Below are 17,499 nucleotides of genomic sequence, written 5' to 3' on the forward strand. Positions count from 1 at the left end.
TGGGTGTCTCTGGACACTGTCATGTTTTAAAACGACTATTAACTTATTCAAATGCAAATCAAAGATTAATAAGATAATTTTAGATTAGAATGTGACTTTATGTAAATTTCATTTATTATTAATTATTGTCCATTTCTATAATCAAACCATCTTTATCAGCAGAAATTATGGTAACATTTACTTCATCATAACCCATTAAATATCCAATAACTGGTGCATTATGATCTATTCCAAGTTCATCAGTATGTGTTAAAACTACTGCGTCTTCACCAACAACAGGAAAATCAACAACCATAAATTCACTTTTTGAGACTTCTATATCAGAAAAAGCTTTAAATTTCGGGTATTGTCCAGATGAAATATAAAGATTTTTTACTATACTCTGACTTTGATTTGTGACCGTTATTTGAACAGTTGAAGTTACTTCTCCATCAGTGTTTTTATAATAAAATACAAGAATTATAAAACTAGAGATTATAAAAATTGTTATTGCTATTCCAAGTTTTTTCATACAATCTACCTACTCCTAATAACTAAAAAAAAAAATGACATCTACCATCGTCAATTGCATCATGGACACGTTTTACAAGATTTTCAGGAGAGATTGCAAAATGTTCTGTCCAATTAAGTGTAGCCTATTCACTTTAATTCAAGTAGCTCTATCGCTTTTAATAGCATTTCATTGTTACTTCTAACCCGCCCCACTCAGCAATTCTTGGGGGAGCTAAGTTTACACCTTTTTCTTTAAGTTCGATATAAGTTTTTTCAAGATCATCACAATTCAAAATCAATGATTGGTACTCCTAGTTTTTCATTATAAAACTTCACTAATGCTTCTGGTTGCTGTGATGAGATATTAATACAATTGAATTTTATTATCATCGAATTAACCTCCAAACCCTAATTCATTGCCATCCAAATCAAGGATCGTAAATTTTCTTGTCCCCCAAGGCGTGTCAAATAAAGGTTCTAAAATATCCACTTTGTCTTTAATCTTCAGCCATAAAGCATCAACATCTTCAACATTAAAGTTTATTCTTCCATATGATTTTGCACTTTCAACTTCCATAATGGCAAATGTCGCACCACTTTCAGATACAAAATCATAATATTTTGGGTTTTCAATTGGCCAACTTCCATCCACAATAAAGTCTAAAACTTCTTCATACCATTTAAGTGATTTTTGAATGTCACTTACATTTACTCTTATATGTCCTAGATTCGTTTTCATTTTTGTCCCCTCCTTGACTTAAAGATTTTTTATTATTTTGATTTTGTCATCTAACGTTTCTCTTGACCCCGTCGCGATAGTGATGAAGCTAAAGTGTTAGATAACGCTGTAAGGGATTACTCCAATTATCAGTTTACAAACTACAAATTAGTTTTCACTTAAAGAATTGTAAATGTTTTCAAAAAAATTTAAATTGATTTTTTCTCCAATCACTTTATATATTGTCCAGTTTTCATTCTTATCCATAATTGAAATGTATGAATTTCCTCTTATTGCTGCTCTAAAAATTTCTTTTTCATTGTTCTTCATAATAATAACGTAAGTCTCTTTTTCATCAAGTTTTTTATAACTTATATTCGAGCGCATGTATTTAAATGTACTCAAATAATTATAGATTTCTTTACAAGTGTTTTTATTCAAGCTTTCAACAACATTTCCAGGTTCCAATATATTATTTTTTTGAATAATTGACAAACTAGTATTACTAGAAATTGGAGGTTCATTTCCAATAATTTTTACTAATTCACGTGGATATAAAAAAAACAAAGCAACAATTATAAACAACACTATGATTGTTGTTCCAAATACAGTATTTTTTTTCATGTTTCCTCCTGTTGATCGACAAGAGCTAGAACTGTTTTATCTGTGTATTCATCATCACCTAATACGAAGTAAAATAACTTAGATTTATGGAATTCTCTGCTCCATATTTCAACTTGTTCTTTGGTTTTATTATCTTCTAAAATAATCTGATTAATTGTTGAATCAAATACCTTTCCAGCTAAGATATTTATCATATTTTCATCATTGATTTTCATTTCAAAACCACCTGTTATGTAATCTCCATTACTTTCAAATCCATAAAACGGTTCATTTCTAACAAGTCTAAATTCCCCATTTTTTTCAGTAAGTATCGAAATTCCTAGTGCACCATCCCTTTCAAAAAATACTAGGGTAACATCTCGATAACTTTCCGTAGAAAGCAGATTGTCTATTTCACTCAAGCCCTTCTCAATTGCTTCGTCCTCACTCGAATAACGCTCATTATCAGTTGAATTATTAGAATTTGAGCAAGCAGAAAATACAGCAATAGTCAATAATATTACAAATATAAAGATTTTAGTTCTCATAAAACACCTCTCTTTCAATTTTATTTACTGCTGAATAGGGGGATAGGTACTGGATATTGACCGTTACCATCATTCTTTAAAATCGTCAATATTTTCAATTATTAATTCTTCATATGTTTCGGTATAGATTTTTGCTATTAGTAGATCATTCTCAAAATATAGATCTTGAATACCGTATAGCTGGTCACTATATAATTGTGATTCAATTATTCCATTTTTATTAATTATTGATAGATAAGGCTTTCTTTCACACACCAAGTAGATATTACCTGCATCATCTATAATCGGAGGCATAGAAGGATAACCGATGTGATCAAGTTGCCAGTCAATTGCACCATTTTCAATATACAAGCTATAAAGAGTATCATTGACAGCCATTAATATTTTATCTTCAGTGACTGATACACCTGAATAATAGTCTAGCTCTGAAATATCTATGTTATTCCAAGTTTTAAGCCATGACAGTTCATCAGTATTTTCTCCATCAAATACAGCAAATAGAAAGGTTATGCCATTCTCTAAATCTGTTCCACCCTCATATCCAGTACCATAGTGTACACTACCGATCTGTTCCATATGTAATTCTATTTGATAGATATCATTAGTGCGACCAGTATCACGTTCGTTTTTATCTATACTAGTATTATCTTTTTCTTCTATAGGAATGTCGGTGTTGGCACTTTCAGTACTTACATTACTTTCAATAGTACTTTTTCCATCTTCATTATAAACAATATCAATGTTTTCGCCAACATCATGAGCACTACATGAGCATAATACAAACAGAATAATCACTGCTTCTAGAATATGAATTGCTTTAAAGAATTTTGAAATTGTCATAACTGTCCCCCCTCTATACACATTTAGAAATAGCTTCAAACCTATACTAACGTTTAAACGCTCTAATAGTAGTCACAAGATAGCCCTCAGTGATATTCTTTACAACGAGTATTGATCAATGACAAATGGATTTTTACTTTACTTACTTCCACAACTTTTCTTTGTAATCTAGATTTAGATAAAAATCCATAAATTTTGACGAAATTTTATTATTAGCCTTAAACCATCTCCCATTAATTTCAATTTTATCTCCGATCATAACAATTGTACCGCCCCTATATTCCAAACTGACTTGCCATCCTTTTTCGTTATTTATTATTGGTTTTAAATCAGAATTTTTTATCATTTTAAAAATCAGGTCTATATTTTCAGTATCTATGATAGTCTTATAATGCGGCGGTGAAGGTAGCGCAATTATAGTTACTGTAGTTGGTAAATTTTTTGTTGGAATCGGAATATGGTGTAAATATGTATAAATGAGCAAAAAAACAATTAAGACTATTATAATTTTAAATAATCTTTTCATTTAGGTCCTCCTCTTTAGAATAAATTATACAAATTCAACTGCTGTTGACATGAGAGGGCATTGATCAACCTTAAAAGTTCTCTTTCACTCCAAATTAAGCAAATATATGAAATAAGTTAAATCTTTGAATGTATACACCTATTCCAATCGCAATCATACATATCGCTATATTACTTAGAACTAGTTTCTTCTTATCAATCGTCTTAGAATTGAGTAAGTATTTCGCTGATATAAACTGCCAGAATACAAAAGCTATTAATAAAATGACTGCCAGTTCCTCCTGATTTTTATACGGATCATAATTGGGCAGCCAATTGTAGAGCTTCATTTCAGTTATATAAAACAACAATATTGGTATATTCACACCGAAAACCAATCCTACTACTCCCTGTATTGCATAAGAGATCACTTTGAATTTCCCAATTAACTTCTGAATAATCAGTGTATCAACAAGATAGATAATAGAAACAGCTGACCCTATGATTGCATAATCCTTCGTCAAAACAATTAAAATGACATAAACAATATTCCACAAATGGCTAAATCTAGCTACATCATTTAACAATCCAAATACTATAAGAACCAACAACCAACACCCAAAAGAAAATAACAATGGAATGAATCGTAAATATCTATCGTTGATTAACTTATGATTCATTATGCTAAAAATAATGAATGCACTAGCTAAACATATATAATGGAATTCGTACATATACTCACCTCCTCAAATCTATATTTATAATGTCGATTAACAAGTGACGGGTTAACGGAGCGCCCGATACCTGCACAGCAGGTTTGGCGGAGCAGTTATTGAACCCGAAGTTAGGTGATAGACTTCGATTTTCTGTGTTTCTATACTGTCTTAAAATATCCACTTACCCATTCGTAACACTCATTAAGTTCTATATCACTGATTATGTCAGACCTATGCTCATAAAGGATTTTTATATCCTTTTTAGTTTTAGATATAATACTTAAAAAGGCATCAATATCAAACCAGCCAGAATTTATATCCAAACTTTTCAATACTGGATGGTGTCCTTGTTCAATTATGTCGCTAACTTTAATATTTGATAGATGAACAAGATAAGTATATGGCACCATTTCCTTTACAAATTTCATACAATCGAAGTTTGAGTCGATTTTACTTTGCACGTTCAGTCTTGCACTATCAAGACATATTTTAATGTTTGAAAATTGGTTGAGTAATTCTTTTAAATACTCTCCCTCATACAAATACTTATTTAACAGCTCAATTTCTAGTACAATCTGTATTCCCGATTCATCTGACAATTGTGTGAGCTGACACATTAATTCAAAAGTATTATTCTTAAATAATTTAAACGGATAATCGTCTTCATCGATAGGTTTATCTGCAATAGTAAAATTGCATTTGTCCCAGTTCAAACGTTTATCTAATATCATTGGTTTTGGAAAATGTATTAGAATATATTCTGCATTGATACTTCTTTCGACATTAATTTCAGCTATTAATGCCTGCATTGCTATTTTCCGCTCTTGTTCATCTAATGATAATAAATGAGGATCTCTATACTTATAGCTATTCCGATTTAGCGGAAAATGAATTCCCACTTTAATATTATTTTTCTTTGTAAATTCAGCAATTTCTTGTATTTCTTCACAGGACGAAAAATTGCAAAATTCTATACCTGTAAATTCTGTTGAAATATAATCTCTCTGGTATTTACTAAAATCTATCTTATTGTGCATTCCGATTAAAAATTCTGTCATAAACACTCCTTTGATTTGAGGATTTTTATTACACCTAAAACGATACCATCATATTCAGACAATGGTTTAAATTCTCCCAGGCACATACACATCAATTTCTTTACCATCACCAGCAATCGTTCCTTCAATATATGCGTAATTAATCATTATATCCTCCCAAGCTTTCTCGCTCGGATTTTCGCATAACACTCTTACTTTCCTTGTAGCCTCAGCAGAGAGGACTATGTGTCATAGAAATCTCTTTAAATAACTTCATTTATTATATTTTATAAGTTAGAAAATATATATTGGTAATTATAAAGTTTGGATTTTATTACCATTTTGAAAATATACTTATAAATCAGGGACTCATGTCTTTAACAGCTTTTGACCTCATCGCTTCTGTTAACGCAAGTCCGTGTTCCCTATCATAACCATATACGTGACGCAACTCAGGAGGCATATTAATCTCAATCCCAATAACCTTGCTTTGCTTAATAAAAAATGTAATATCCCTGATTTCATTGGTTTCCGGGGTAAATGGCTGCCATAAAAAGGCATACTCAAAGTCGTATTTTTTTTCAAGAGTCGCTAGATTTAGGTCGACAAATTCGATGTAACTTAGCAAATTCGATCGTGTTTCTGACAATGTTTCATCCTTCTCAAGGTAATATAAATCATTTTCATAAGTTAATAAAAGATTACTTTCAGTACTGCCTACAGCAACCCCTTTATTCGTATACATGCCTTCAATATTCGACCAGAGGTAAGCGATGAACACTTGATTGTCTAGCGAATAATAATCTGTGTCAACGAACAAACCTCCATTTTGACTTTCAAACCAATATAGATTGTGTTGGCTAGGGGGAGTTAAGTCATCACTTTCATAGCTTAATACTTTTATAGTCTGTTCCTCTACATTAAAATGATCAAACAGCGTATAAACCCCATGCACTTGACCACTTTTATCCATCAATGTAAGTGAAAAATCATCAGTCATTCGCGCATCATATCGCCCGGAAAAAGTGAAATCCCATAGATAGTGCAAATCCTCGTGAACATTCTGCGGAATCGTTGGTATATCGAGTGAAGTTGCATCCGGTTCAGTACTTGGACTTGTGTTTTCAACTGTAGGTATTTCAGTTTGACTTACAATCGGATTGCTGGCCTTCATATTGTTTTCATTAAACAGGCTCAAGAGAATAAATGTGATAATTCCTATAGAGATCAATAAGATGAACTTAAATTTTGTTTTCATACATCTCCTTTATGCATAATTTCATAATCCTCAAACAAACCGGATTCTCAGAACAATCTTTGCCCAATAGTTTTCTTAGGAAAGGCATCGAAAGCTGATTAACTACAGGCGGCTAGCCGACGAATCAACGGTTTTAAACTATTCTTTTTTTCTCTCTTTGATCATTAATATTTCTGTCACATTTTCAGTATAAAATCCATCAAGTTCACAAAGTCTAACAAAACCAATCTTCTCATACAATTTCTCAGCTCTCGAATTCCACTTCCCGACTAACAATAATATTTTTCTATAATTAGGGACAATTATTTCTTCAAAATAATTCAATAATTGCTTTCCATAACCCTTTCCCCTACTAGCAGAATCTACCACAATTATGTGTATATATGGGTGAATGCCGAAAGCACCTTCTAATTTATAAATTAAAACAGCCACACATTTCATATTGCGATCCTCACCAATCACAATATTATCTTGATCCATTTCACTTCTAATCATCTTCTCTATTTTCTCTTTATCATGCTTAAAATAAATTGATCCTAAATCAGAATCATCTATAATTGTTACCATTGATTCTAGATCCTTAACAATTGCTTTTCTTATCTTCATTTGTCCTCCAATTTTCAACTGTATAGTAAATCATTATTCCCTACCTCTAAAATCAATCACTTTTTTAACAAGTATACACTGTCAATTACATTCCCACGATTCCCACTCCGCAAGAATCGTTTCATCTAGGGGAATTGAGGTTGTCGGCGTGTTATGGGAAGTATCACCCTTTTCTTCTAGTAATATATTCTTCCAAAATCGGCTTGATTGTATGACTCAAGTTCATTGGTAATTCATCTATGTTGTAGAATTTCGCATTTCTACCTTCAGTTTTCTCTACCACAATTTCGCCTTGGAAATCTTTGCATGTAAATGCGACTGTCACATTGTATACTTCATTTCCATCTGGGTATTTATAATATAATTCTGGACCTGAATAAACATTCAATAAATTTAATTTCTTACAGACTAAATTTACCTCTTCTAATACTTCACGTCTTGCGGTATCTTCTAAACTTTCTTTTAATTCCATCGCACCTCCTGGTAACCCCCACCAGTCTCGATCAGTTCGATGATGAAGTAAAATCTCACCGTTTTCATTCTCAATTATTACGCAAGCTCCACACATAATAATTGGTTGAGTTCCAATGTGTTGTCTCAAACTTGATATGTAATCCATTTTGTCTTTTCCTCTTTCCCATTTATTTTTACTTGCTATTTCACTTATCGTTTCGCAAATTCCAGACGTCACTCTCGTGAATTTTTTAATTATTCTAACTCCTGGGTAGACATTGGAAATTCACTGTTAGACGTCGTATTCAATAAAGTCAAAATTTCAAATCAGTATTAGTTCGTTTAATCGTTTTATTTGATACAGAAATAAATCCTGCGGTAAATACTATAAACATCATTAAATAAGCTACTATTCCTACTGTCGTTGTATTTATTGTGTCTGCAAAAAGAATTATAGCTTTTGAGCCCCAATACACAAAACCAAACATATAATTTTGTGATCTCCCAGCAATATCGAAATTTCTATTTACATCACTTACAAAAATAAACTGCCAGATAAATAAAATCATTGAAACTCCCCATAGAGAATTCCCTAAGATAAAATTCATTAGTTTTCCAGTCCTTAGATTTCCAAATTGTCTTCCTACCCAAAACCAAAAAACTACAGCAACATATTTCCACAAAACAAAAGTACTTCTGAAGTAGTTATAACTAACAAAGAGTTCATATTAAATCCATAGACTAATACACGATTTATTACATCTGCCACTAAAAATGGAATTAATATATAAAGAATTAGCTTATAGTCTATTTGATTTTTCATGTAATTTCCTCCTGTCAGATATTTTCGCTAGATTGTGAATAATCTTTTATTATATGACGCCTAACGTTCTTGCATTACTCGCAGCATAAGTTACGTGGACTGTGTGTCAGACGAAGATGTTTATAATAATTATTCAATATTGAAAGTTCAAACATTAATTATTTTTACCACCTTTTTAAAAAAAAAATTAGTAGCTTCTGCTTTTACTTCCGATGAGATTTTAATTCCCTTTTTATTTATAACAGCTTCTAACTCAAGATAGTATTTTTCAGCTTCAAAGCTTTTATTTACTACATCATTATTGTCCATATATTGATTAGAACTTAAGATTTCTTCACAATCATTTATAATTTCATATGTGATTTTAAATAAATTATCAAGTACTACTTCACCTTCAAGAGTTTCCTTTGTAGTTTTTAAACTCTTATATTCTTCATAAAACCCTTCAATATCGTTTTTATAACTATTAACCTCATCCAATGATGTTTTGAGAGGTAACGAATAAACTCTTACATAGGTGTTTGTCGAAATTAAAAAAGCAGTATTATAAAAATCGTTTGTAGTTTCTAAAGTTCTATTTTCAATATAATTTGAGGTTATAATTACAACTTTAATTAAAACAAATATTGACAAAATAATAATTAATAATCGTTTCATTTTAATTTCCTTTCATTTTCAATATTAACTGAAATACATGATTAGCAACAGTCTGATAACGATTTATTTTTCAGTTGATATGTCTACTAGTACGTCTGAAGATAAAGTCGTTTTATCCAACTCTATATGAGTACCTTTATTACAACTAGTCAGAAGAACACCAAAATTGTAATTAGTAGAGTCATTTTCATCTTACTATTCATAACTTACACCTCACGTTGTTTCAATTCACACACATGTTATAAGGATATATCTTCATAATATTCAATCTGACTTGAACCTATAAAAACCATTTCAAAATAATTAAGAGAACGATGTTGTCTCATCTTAAATTTAACGAAATACATACTACTCGGCTCTTTGAATTTCACCTAACGTTCTTACAGTCCTCACAGCGTAAGTTGCGTAGACTGTGTGTTATGGGAAGTTAATTTTAATTATTTTCTTTTATATAAGAGTTTTTATTAGTTTCAAATTTTAGATTTTCTAAGACCTAATATAGTAAATCCTACACCACATAAAGCAGTAGATATTCGATTGATATTTAAAATATATATACCTAACCGAAAATAAGCTTCTACTTGTTTTGGACTAATATGATTTGTTGCCTTGTATGCATTGAAAATACAAGAGGGTATTATGCCAACCAAACAAATAATTATTAAAATCTCAACTTTATAGTTCTTAATGTTTTTAAGATCTATTTCCACCACAAAAATTATAATTAATGCTATGTATATTGTAATAAAAGCTATCGATCTGAATAACCATTCTTCATTGACTGAACTGAACTTAAACAAGTCTATATTATTATTGGCTACTACTATTCCAATAAAAACTGATATCAAAAATATCAAACTGCCTGCTACTTTCTTTGGTTTAATTAAATCAATTATCATAACACCTAGAAGTACAACAATGGCCAATTCTGCATAATCTCTTATATTGTAAAACATCAAACCAAGTTCAGGTGATTCATTTATTAAATGCAATAACCATATAATTGCCATCAATATCATTATGGTACCGTTTATTATCAAAAAATTCCTTTTATTAACTATTTTTAAAAGCATACTCCCTCCTTATTTTGTTCGGTTCATTTTAGTAGTTGATATTCATTGATGTTTCTCTAATTTCACATATTTTGCATAATCTTTATATAGGTTGTTTATTGTACATTTTCAATCACCTGCCTTTTTAAAGAATTTCCTATCGTTCTTGCAGTACTCGCAACTAAGGGGGTGAGGACTGTGTGTTATAAGCTGTTATTGTATTTTTATTTGTATGACTCTATACAATCTCGCTCTTTTAGTAATTCTTCTTTAAATTCGTCTTTTGCTGGAATATATAACATATATTTTGAAGCAAAAATCTGTTTATTATCATCTGGTAAAGTGTATTTTACAACAGCATCCGATTTATCCGTGCATAGCACTATTCCTATAGGTAAATTATCATCTTCATTCATCAGTTTACGGGTATAATAATTCACGTACATTTGCAAATGTAAAATCGTTTTTGACGACCTACAAAGGGAAAAACCTCTTCTAAGTTCCAATAAGAATTCTTGTAAATGTGTTAATAATTTTTCTTCCAAGTCATTTTCATATAATTTCTCATACTTGTTTATTCCTAAAAATTCAAGAACATACTGATCTTTAATAACTTGTTTTGGAGTTAAGACATCACTATCTTTATTTGCATTCAATCTCAATGCACTTTTATCTTTACTTGATAAGAACCGTTCAAAACAAAAACAATTAATCTGTCTTGAAAGTTCTCATACACTCCAATTTGCTTTTTTACTTTCTTCTATATAAAAATTTATCGCTTCAACATTTTCTAATTTTAACAAAAGTCTATAATGTGACTAGCTCAAATCGTGACACAGTGTCACGATTTGAAAATGTTAAGAAAAATTGCTTTGCTCACATCTTTTCTTGAAGTTTCTAAAATTATTCTGATATCCTCATAAAATTTATTGTTTATAATTTCATTCATTAAATATTCTCCCTTAAATAAAATATTTCTTTGACTAACAATATATCAATTTTTATGATAAATATCTTTAAGTACAAAAATGGCATATAACTTTTCCGACGTTCCTTCTTTTTAACGCCTTAGCAGAAAAAGTGGCGCAAGGCTTGTGACAATGGAAAGAATGTAGGAAAATGTCGTGTTAGGCGTAGTCGCTTTATTCTTTTATCAATTTGTTTCAGTAATTAATTTATCTGTTTTTATCCCAAATGCTAACCAAAGTATAAAATAATTACAGTACAGAATTATTGAATCTAAAAACCATATACATGCTAAGGACGTTAAAAACACAGCATTAATTCTAATTAGTCTCTTTGACCATTTTGATCGACATTCAATTTTCTCTTCAATTACAATAAATGGCACCAAAACCAAAAGAATTTTAGCAACCATTCCAAATGAAAAGATTATAGATTTTTCAAAAAAATTATTTATTGAAAACTTGTTAATAAGCAAACCATTTATTAAAACTAATACTAATATGTATGCTATGATAATCCATACATTATTTTTTTCTTTTATAATATGTTTAATCATTTTTTCACCTTTTGCTTTTTATTTATAATACGATTTCGCCTAACGTTCTTCGTGTCCCAGTCGTGATGGGGATACGGTGTTAAGCGATGCTCGCATTATGTTCTGTTTTCTTCTTATCAATAACAGTAATCCATATTAGTGTATTCTTAACCAAGCTAAATTTGATTCATCATTCTAATCAAATATGACTTCTGTTGGTTCAATTAGATCAAGTGTTCCTTTATCTGGCCATTTTTTATTCCAACTAAATGTAACTAAATATACTTTTCCCTCTTCAATCAAATTATATTCACTGTGAGTACACCTTATTTTTTGGCGATTAAGTTCAATATAATAATTATTTCTTTCTTGAATCTTTTGTTCTACTTCAAATAGTCCTCCTATGGTTATTGTCATTGATTGAATATAAAAATATATAACTATAAAGATTAAAGATATCAATAGTGTTAAATTCATCAAATAATCTTTTATCTTAGTTTTAAAACCATTTTCTTTTATTTCTTGTTTGGATCTAGCAGCGTAATATATCCATAAAACCAATTCAAAAGGTACTAAAAAATAAGCAATATTATATGGTATATATAACATTTCATGAAAATTGTAATTCCAATCAGCAATCCACTGTAAACTCGTTAATAAATATCCTATAAATGCACTATAAAATGTTATCAATATGACTTTTGTGATTATCTTTCTTTTTTGAGTGAATGACTTACGATTCATATACTCCCCTTATTAAATTTAATTGTTTTATTTTCTTGTTGTAATTTTGTTTTGACTTTCTTTTTAAATATCTTCTCGAGTTTCACTTAACGTTCTTGCCGTTCGAGCCGCGAAGTGATGGGGATACGGTGTTATTTGATGCCCTTTCCGAGCGTCAGCGACCTTATCTTTTCTGAGCGTAGCTCATCTCGCTTTTGATTCTATTTAAGGTTCTTATATTTCTTTTGATCTTACCTTGGTGAAGCCAAATTCGCTTTTGAACTTAATCAAATTTGGTTTTTAACTCATAGAATCTATTCGGATAAATTCTATTTTATTATTCAATTATATGTAAAAAAACTGAGCCAAAACTCAGGTTCCTTAAATCTAAACAAAATCTCAGGTTTTACTATAATTGGGACTAAAACTAACAATTGTCTTTTACTTATTCGAGATTTATATGCAATTTCCCTCTTTTATTATAAATGTTATTCTAACTTAATTTATATTCATCTTAAATAGCGTCTTTTTTTGTATTCTAATTTCTTTTTCTCTTTTAAAGGGTTTCGTAAACGTTCAGCCGTTCCCGTCACATCAGTGATGGGAATGGCGTGTTAGGCGATGCTAAACTCGGAAACCTTATATAATGGAACTTATAATACAAAGTTCTTAACTAAGTATAATGTAAGTAAATGTATTGGATAAAAACTATAAAATACAAACTTATTAATTCTTAAATTAAAGTCCGTATGTAGGTATATTAATGGTAGTGCCAGAACCGAAACCCCTTGTATACTCATATCCTGGTTTTGGAAAATCAGATCATTTACAGTTGGCAAAATCAGAATCAAAGTACTCATTAGTATTGACTTTCTTGGGTTCTCTCTGAAAACGTAAAACACTATCATCAACAAAATTCCTCTTAAACCATAATCAATATTAGAAACACCCGAAAAGACAATCAGTAATCCAAGTAGTATCCATCGTCTTTCAACAATAGTTTGTATCACAAGAACCCCAACAAGCAAGGTCAAAAAAATATTCGATACAAGCCAGTCTGTATCAAAGGCTAATACATAAAATGGTTGTGATACTATACCACAAAGTGCTAACCTCAAAACATACTGCTTTACATCATTTGTGTAAAGTACCCCAACGACAATACAATATGCAAACAACGGAAATGCTATTCTACCAATAATCTGCAATATCAACACATCTGGATACAATATCTTCCCTATGTGATCAATAAGCATAGTTATTATTGCGAACATTTTAATGAAATTAGTGTCAAGATTGTTCGTTATTCGTGGTGAAGATATACTTTGTCCCATTTATTCCCCCCTATTTCTAGTGTTCTGTTTCTCCTAACGTGCTTACCATTTTCAATTTGTTTAAGTACTTAATTATTTGCTTTTTTTCCAAATGATAACCAAAGTTTAAAATAATTGTAGTACAGAATTATTGAATCCAAAAACCATATATACGCTAAGGATGCTAAAAACACAGCATTTATTCTAATTAGTCGCTTTGATCATTATGATCGATATTCAATTTTCTCTTCAATTACAATAAATGGCAACAAAACCACGAAAATTTTAGCATCCATTCCAATTGAAAAGATTATAGATTTTTCAAAAAAATGATTTATGGAAAACTTGTTAATAAGCAAACTATTTACTAACACTAAAATTAATATGTATGCTATGATAATCCATACATTATTTTTTTCTTTAATAATATGTTTAATCTTTTTTTCACCTTTAACTCTTTATTTATTCTACGATTTCGCCTAACGTTCTTCATATCCCCAGTCGCGAAGTGATGGGGATATGGTGATAGATGAAGGGTCTTAACTCTTATTTTTATATTTACTTAAGGCTGTTAAGCTGAAATCACTTCTTCTTTTAAAATCGAATATTGAACTAGATCTAACCTTTCACCTGAAATTTTATCTATCATACGACTTCTTGCTGTTCCTTCATATTTCATCCCTGCTTTAATCATAATCCGACCACTTGCTTCGTTGTCTTTAAGATAATAAGCGTAAACTGTTTCAAATCCAACATCTTTACATAAAAAACGAATTACTTCTTTTAGTGCCTCAGTTGCATAACCCTTATTCCAATATTTTGAACCATATGCATATCCAATTTCGCATGTCTTATGGATAAGACTTCTTGATACAACAGTTATTGTTCCAATTATTTCTCTCGATTCTTTTAAAGTAACTAACCATTTATAGCTGTGTTCTTCATCATATGAGTCTTGCCACTTATTTAAAAACTCAATCGTTTGATCCAGTGTCTTATGTGTATTCCAAACTACATATCTTGTAATTTTGTCATCTGAAGAACAATTTTCAAATAACTCTTTTGTATCTACTGATGTTCCTTTTCTAAGAATTAATCTCTCTGTCTCTAGCCTCACTGTACCTAAGTCATTCATTATGTATATTCTCCTTTCTGACCTTTCGTCTAACGTTCCTCATGTCCCCGTCGTGAAGAAATGGGGATATGGTGTTAGACGATGACCCATGCATTTTCTTTTCAATAATATAACTTTTAGTCTACAACAGCTATAATTGTCTTTATCTTTTTCCAACCATCAGAAAATACATAGTCAGTTCTAATCTCTGCAACTGAATTCAACTTGTGCTCAACAATTAATAATCGTTTTGCAGTAATAATTACTTCATGATTATAAGTATTGGAAAAACTAAATATTGCTGGTAACACTTCATACTCAGATGCGATTGATACCTCTAACTCTTCTAAAGTGCTCAATACTCTATTGTTGAACTTTATGTATTCATCAATATTATTTCCTGTAATATTTACTCCGTCTTTGTCAAATTCAAAATCATAATTCTCTTCATTAATAATTTCACTTAGGTCCATACTAACCAATTTATTGTCTTTATAGCTTAAGTAATAGTATATTGTACTACCAATAGAACCGCCTTCATCCGCTGATATTAAAATATCGGTATTACCATCATTAGTAATATCAACTTGAGAAACGGAATTCACTTTTCCAATTAGTTCAATTCTATTTTCACTTTTAATTACATCGTTTTGTACTTCTGTAAATTCAACAATAAATTTGTAATTATCTTTTTCAATAATTTTAACTGTTTCTAACGCTTCGTCACTATCCATATTAAGTGTAGATGTACTTATAACTAATCTATCTTCAAGTAAATTTATTTCTTCAGAAGTATTTTGATTTTCTTTATTATTTTCATCTGAGGAAATGATACGATTACATGCTGTTAATAAAATAATAAAAATCAATAATACAATAATCTTATTTCTCCTCATTTTTTCTCCTTCTTTTCACTTGGGTTTTCGTCTAACGTTCTTGCAGTCCTCGCAGCCTTAGTTGCGAGGGCTGTGTGTTAGATGAAGTGCAATTTTTCTAACTAATTCTTTTTCCATTTTTAAAATATAATACTTCCGGTTTTATATACTTTTCCTCAGAAGCAAATAACTTAATAAAAACACCATACGTGTAAGTAAAACTGGAACTTGAGCTACTGTCTGTATAACATTCCAATTTTTTTATATCAAAATCACCATTATCTCTATTAGTTGATTTTTTTACTTCAATAACTAATAAATTGGCGTCGTTTCTCCCCCTTTTATGAACGATTATATCAGGATAGACACTTTGGGTTGTACTTTCCACTTCACTGATTATAATGTCAATCATTTTTCTATTTCTAGAATCATCAATATTTCTATTGTATTCACAATCAACATCATATTCTTTTCCAAAAGTTTGATCTAAATACATTGCCAATTTGTGAGTAATACTTCTCTCATTTACATCATTTTTCAATAAATAATTATCATTCACTCTTAGCATTTCAATCGCAATTTCAACTCGTCTCTTTATTTGATATAATTTCATTTTTTCCTCTTTTTAAATTATTCTTTATCACTTTTTCTTTTTTTGCATTTCATCTAACGTTCAGCCGTCCCCGTCGCGAAGTGATGGGGATATGGTGATATCTGAAGTGCTTATTTAATCAAATTATATACTTTTCTGATATTTAACATATTTAGATGTATCCACTTAAATAGTTCAATTTTATATTCTGCTGATTCTAAAACAATTTCTTTATCAAATTCTCTATATACTGCAATCCTTGAGGTGATTTTTGAGTCTAATCTTTCCCAACTAACTTCACAATTGAATATTTGATTAATTTCATCACAAATCATCAAGTACTTATCATAATTTTCCTTATTAACAATTGCATCACTCGATCCAAATTGAAGTTCTACTCTAATTCTTGAACCATGTGCAATTGATACTCCTAATGAATAATTCGAATTTCCAACCGGAAAATTCATCCAACTATCCGACGTTTCTCTTCTATGATCTGCCCATTTAAATTCGTTTTTTGATAAATAACTTAAAAGTTCTCTCCAAAATATTCTCCGATACTCATGTCTCGGGCTACTTTTTTCTCCTAATAAACTTTTTATTGTTCTTTCAAAATCACTTGGTCCAGCCTCAACATGAAATCTTACTGCTGGATTAGAATCATCAATTTTTATTACTTCTGGTCTTATCAAAAAGAAATTTCTATTTTCATCACTTATTTCATTTAACCAGTCAATCGAAGTTTTATGCTCATCATTAATAATAGGGGTTACCCAAATTATAATTGAAGCATCTAGACCAGAAGCATATGTAATTAATTGGCCTAAATGTTTATGATCACTAATCTCTAATTGATTTTCTATTACTACAATCTTATCACTTCCTTCTATCCTGCCTAAAATGTCTAATTCAAAATTTCCAACTCGTTTTTCAATTTGAATTATCTCAATTGGAAATCCGACCGATTCAGATAGTAAATCAATGTTATCAGCTAACCAAGGAGTAAAATCTTTTTCTTCACTTTTCCAAATATCTCTTGGATGAACTTGTTCAATTTTACTTAATTTCATGTTT

25 protein-coding genes are annotated in these 17,499 nt (G+C 30.2%); all 25 read right to left on the minus strand.

Going from position 1 to position 17,499, the window contains the following annotated elements; all coding sequences use genetic code 11:
• Window positions 1–118: 118 nt before the first annotated feature.
• Entirely contained in the window at window positions 119–511 is a 393-nt protein-coding gene (locus tag QE109_RS02120) for a hypothetical protein (protein ID WP_281092722.1), read from the minus strand.
• A 157-nt stretch (window positions 512–668) separates the two neighbouring features.
• Window positions 669–791: a hypothetical protein gene (locus QE109_RS02125; RefSeq protein WP_281092723.1), complete on the minus strand. Its 123-nt coding sequence runs from the start codon at window positions 789–791 to the stop codon at window positions 669–671.
• Between the two features lie 95 nt (window positions 792–886).
• Complete coding sequence (locus tag QE109_RS02130; RefSeq protein WP_281092724.1) at window positions 887–1,231, minus strand: VOC family protein; 345 nt, start codon at window positions 1,229–1,231, stop codon at window positions 887–889.
• A 147-nt stretch (window positions 1,232–1,378) separates the two neighbouring features.
• Window positions 1,379–1,834, minus strand: coding sequence for a hypothetical protein (locus QE109_RS02135; RefSeq protein WP_281092725.1), 456 nt, complete (start codon window positions 1,832–1,834; stop codon window positions 1,379–1,381).
• Entirely contained in the window at window positions 1,831–2,361 is a 531-nt protein-coding gene (locus tag QE109_RS02140) for a hypothetical protein (RefSeq protein ID WP_281092726.1), read from the minus strand. The genes QE109_RS02135 and QE109_RS02140 overlap by 4 nt, the downstream gene beginning before the upstream one ends.
• A gap of 69 nt (window positions 2,362–2,430) precedes the next feature.
• Window positions 2,431–3,201, minus strand: a complete 771-nt coding sequence (locus tag QE109_RS02145) for a hypothetical protein (protein WP_281092727.1) — start codon at window positions 3,199–3,201, stop codon at window positions 2,431–2,433.
• A gap of 142 nt (window positions 3,202–3,343) precedes the next feature.
• Window positions 3,344–3,727: a hypothetical protein gene (locus tag QE109_RS02150; protein ID WP_281092728.1), complete on the minus strand. Its 384-nt coding sequence runs from the start codon at window positions 3,725–3,727 to the stop codon at window positions 3,344–3,346.
• A gap of 94 nt (window positions 3,728–3,821) precedes the next feature.
• Window positions 3,822–4,313 (minus strand): hypothetical protein, encoded by a 492-nt coding sequence (locus QE109_RS02155; protein ID WP_281092729.1) that lies wholly within the window; start codon window positions 4,311–4,313, stop codon window positions 3,822–3,824.
• 266 nt (window positions 4,314–4,579) lie between these two features.
• Window positions 4,580–5,479, minus strand: coding sequence for a TIM barrel protein (locus QE109_RS02160; RefSeq protein ID WP_281092730.1), 900 nt, complete (start codon window positions 5,477–5,479; stop codon window positions 4,580–4,582).
• A 66-nt stretch (window positions 5,480–5,545) separates the two neighbouring features.
• Window positions 5,546–5,668 carry a hypothetical protein gene (locus QE109_RS02165; protein ID WP_281092731.1) on the minus strand — a complete coding sequence of 41 codons (123 nt, stop codon included), beginning with the start codon at window positions 5,666–5,668 and terminating at the stop codon, window positions 5,546–5,548.
• A 151-nt stretch (window positions 5,669–5,819) separates the two neighbouring features.
• Complete coding sequence (locus tag QE109_RS02170; protein ID WP_281092732.1) at window positions 5,820–6,716, minus strand: hypothetical protein; 897 nt, start codon at window positions 6,714–6,716, stop codon at window positions 5,820–5,822.
• Window positions 6,717–6,854: 138 nt separating this feature from the next.
• Window positions 6,855–7,322, minus strand: a complete 468-nt coding sequence (locus QE109_RS02175) for a GNAT family N-acetyltransferase (RefSeq protein ID WP_281092733.1) — start codon at window positions 7,320–7,322, stop codon at window positions 6,855–6,857.
• A 163-nt stretch (window positions 7,323–7,485) separates the two neighbouring features.
• On the minus strand, window positions 7,486–7,941 hold the full coding sequence (locus QE109_RS02180) for an NUDIX hydrolase (protein WP_281092734.1): 456 nt from the start codon (window positions 7,939–7,941) through the stop codon (window positions 7,486–7,488).
• A gap of 148 nt (window positions 7,942–8,089) precedes the next feature.
• Entirely contained in the window at window positions 8,090–8,344 is a 255-nt protein-coding gene (locus tag QE109_RS02185; protein WP_281092735.1) for a hypothetical protein, read from the minus strand.
• A gap of 92 nt (window positions 8,345–8,436) precedes the next feature.
• Window positions 8,437–8,598: a hypothetical protein gene (locus QE109_RS02190; protein WP_281092736.1), complete on the minus strand. Its 162-nt coding sequence runs from the start codon at window positions 8,596–8,598 to the stop codon at window positions 8,437–8,439.
• Between the two features lie 147 nt (window positions 8,599–8,745).
• Window positions 8,746–9,255: a hypothetical protein gene (locus tag QE109_RS02195; protein ID WP_281092737.1), complete on the minus strand. Its 510-nt coding sequence runs from the start codon at window positions 9,253–9,255 to the stop codon at window positions 8,746–8,748.
• 470 nt (window positions 9,256–9,725) lie between these two features.
• Window positions 9,726–10,328: a hypothetical protein gene (locus QE109_RS02200; protein ID WP_281092738.1), complete on the minus strand. Its 603-nt coding sequence runs from the start codon at window positions 10,326–10,328 to the stop codon at window positions 9,726–9,728.
• 203 nt (window positions 10,329–10,531) lie between these two features.
• A complete protein-coding gene (locus QE109_RS02205; protein WP_281092739.1) occupies window positions 10,532–10,963 on the minus strand; it encodes a PDDEXK nuclease domain-containing protein in 432 nt (143 codons plus the stop codon).
• A 497-nt stretch (window positions 10,964–11,460) separates the two neighbouring features.
• Window positions 11,461–11,829 (minus strand): hypothetical protein, encoded by a 369-nt coding sequence (locus QE109_RS02210; protein ID WP_281092740.1) that lies wholly within the window; start codon window positions 11,827–11,829, stop codon window positions 11,461–11,463.
• Between the two features lie 174 nt (window positions 11,830–12,003).
• Window positions 12,004–12,552 (minus strand): hypothetical protein, encoded by a 549-nt coding sequence (locus QE109_RS02215; RefSeq protein ID WP_281092741.1) that lies wholly within the window; start codon window positions 12,550–12,552, stop codon window positions 12,004–12,006.
• A 632-nt stretch (window positions 12,553–13,184) separates the two neighbouring features.
• The gene (locus tag QE109_RS02220) at window positions 13,185–13,865 is read right to left on the minus strand and encodes a TraX family protein (RefSeq protein WP_281092742.1); all 681 of its coding nucleotides are present in this window, start codon (window positions 13,863–13,865) and stop codon (window positions 13,185–13,187) included.
• Between the two features lie 550 nt (window positions 13,866–14,415).
• A complete protein-coding gene (locus QE109_RS02225; protein WP_281092743.1) occupies window positions 14,416–14,979 on the minus strand; it encodes a GNAT family N-acetyltransferase in 564 nt (187 codons plus the stop codon).
• A 116-nt stretch (window positions 14,980–15,095) separates the two neighbouring features.
• Window positions 15,096–15,854: a hypothetical protein gene (locus QE109_RS02230; protein WP_281092744.1), complete on the minus strand. Its 759-nt coding sequence runs from the start codon at window positions 15,852–15,854 to the stop codon at window positions 15,096–15,098.
• Window positions 15,855–15,951: 97 nt separating this feature from the next.
• Window positions 15,952–16,446 carry a hypothetical protein gene (locus QE109_RS02235; protein ID WP_281092745.1) on the minus strand — a complete coding sequence of 165 codons (495 nt, stop codon included), beginning with the start codon at window positions 16,444–16,446 and terminating at the stop codon, window positions 15,952–15,954.
• 110 nt (window positions 16,447–16,556) lie between these two features.
• The gene (locus tag QE109_RS02240) at window positions 16,557–17,495 is read right to left on the minus strand and encodes a DUF4268 domain-containing protein (protein WP_281092746.1); all 939 of its coding nucleotides are present in this window, start codon (window positions 17,493–17,495) and stop codon (window positions 16,557–16,559) included.
• Window positions 17,496–17,499: the final 4 nt, after the last annotated feature.

Origin of the sequence: Fusibacter bizertensis (assembly GCF_029914245.1) — a bacterium.
Classification (GTDB): Bacteria; Bacillota; Clostridia; order Peptostreptococcales; family Acidaminobacteraceae; genus Fusibacter_C; species Fusibacter_C bizertensis.

Excerpts from the sequence above, each read along its gene's own strand:
- QE109_RS02120 (WP_281092722.1), bottom strand. The coding sequence starts at position 511 with ATGAAAAAACTTGGAATAGCAATAACAATTTTTATAATCTCTAGTTTT.
- QE109_RS02130 (WP_281092724.1), bottom strand. The coding sequence starts at position 1,231 with ATGAAAACGAATCTAGGACATATAAGAGTAAATGTAAGTGACATTCAA.
- QE109_RS02135 (WP_281092725.1), bottom strand. The coding sequence starts at position 1,834 with ATGAAAAAAAATACTGTATTTGGAACAACAATCATAGTGTTGTTTATA.
- QE109_RS02140 (WP_281092726.1), bottom strand. The coding sequence starts at position 2,361 with ATGAGAACTAAAATCTTTATATTTGTAATATTATTGACTATTGCTGTA.
- QE109_RS02145 (WP_281092727.1), bottom strand. The coding sequence starts at position 3,201 with ATGACAATTTCAAAATTCTTTAAAGCAATTCATATTCTAGAAGCAGTG.
- QE109_RS02150 (WP_281092728.1), bottom strand. The coding sequence starts at position 3,727 with ATGAAAAGATTATTTAAAATTATAATAGTCTTAATTGTTTTTTTGCTC.
- QE109_RS02160 (WP_281092730.1), bottom strand. The coding sequence starts at position 5,479 with ATGACAGAATTTTTAATCGGAATGCACAATAAGATAGATTTTAGTAAA.
- QE109_RS02170 (WP_281092732.1), bottom strand. The coding sequence starts at position 6,716 with ATGAAAACAAAATTTAAGTTCATCTTATTGATCTCTATAGGAATTATC.
- QE109_RS02175 (WP_281092733.1), bottom strand. The coding sequence starts at position 7,322 with ATGAAGATAAGAAAAGCAATTGTTAAGGATCTAGAATCAATGGTAACA.
- QE109_RS02180 (WP_281092734.1), bottom strand. The coding sequence starts at position 7,941 with ATGGATTACATATCAAGTTTGAGACAACACATTGGAACTCAACCAATT.
- QE109_RS02185 (WP_281092735.1), bottom strand. The coding sequence starts at position 8,344 with ATGATTTTATTTATCTGGCAGTTTATTTTTGTAAGTGATGTAAATAGA.
- QE109_RS02190 (WP_281092736.1), bottom strand. The coding sequence starts at position 8,598 with ATGAAAAATCAAATAGACTATAAGCTAATTCTTTATATATTAATTCCA.
- QE109_RS02195 (WP_281092737.1), bottom strand. The coding sequence starts at position 9,255 with ATGAAACGATTATTAATTATTATTTTGTCAATATTTGTTTTAATTAAA.
- QE109_RS02200 (WP_281092738.1), bottom strand. The coding sequence starts at position 10,328 with ATGCTTTTAAAAATAGTTAATAAAAGGAATTTTTTGATAATAAACGGT.
- QE109_RS02210 (WP_281092740.1), bottom strand. The coding sequence starts at position 11,829 with ATGATTAAACATATTATAAAAGAAAAAAATAATGTATGGATTATCATA.
- QE109_RS02215 (WP_281092741.1), bottom strand. The coding sequence starts at position 12,552 with ATGAATCGTAAGTCATTCACTCAAAAAAGAAAGATAATCACAAAAGTC.
- QE109_RS02220 (WP_281092742.1), bottom strand. The coding sequence starts at position 13,865 with ATGGGACAAAGTATATCTTCACCACGAATAACGAACAATCTTGACACT.
- QE109_RS02225 (WP_281092743.1), bottom strand. The coding sequence starts at position 14,979 with ATGAATGACTTAGGTACAGTGAGGCTAGAGACAGAGAGATTAATTCTT.
- QE109_RS02230 (WP_281092744.1), bottom strand. The coding sequence starts at position 15,854 with ATGAGGAGAAATAAGATTATTGTATTATTGATTTTTATTATTTTATTA.
- QE109_RS02235 (WP_281092745.1), bottom strand. The coding sequence starts at position 16,446 with ATGAAATTATATCAAATAAAGAGACGAGTTGAAATTGCGATTGAAATG.
- QE109_RS02240 (WP_281092746.1), bottom strand. The coding sequence starts at position 17,495 with ATGAAATTAAGTAAAATTGAACAAGTTCATCCAAGAGATATTTGGAAA.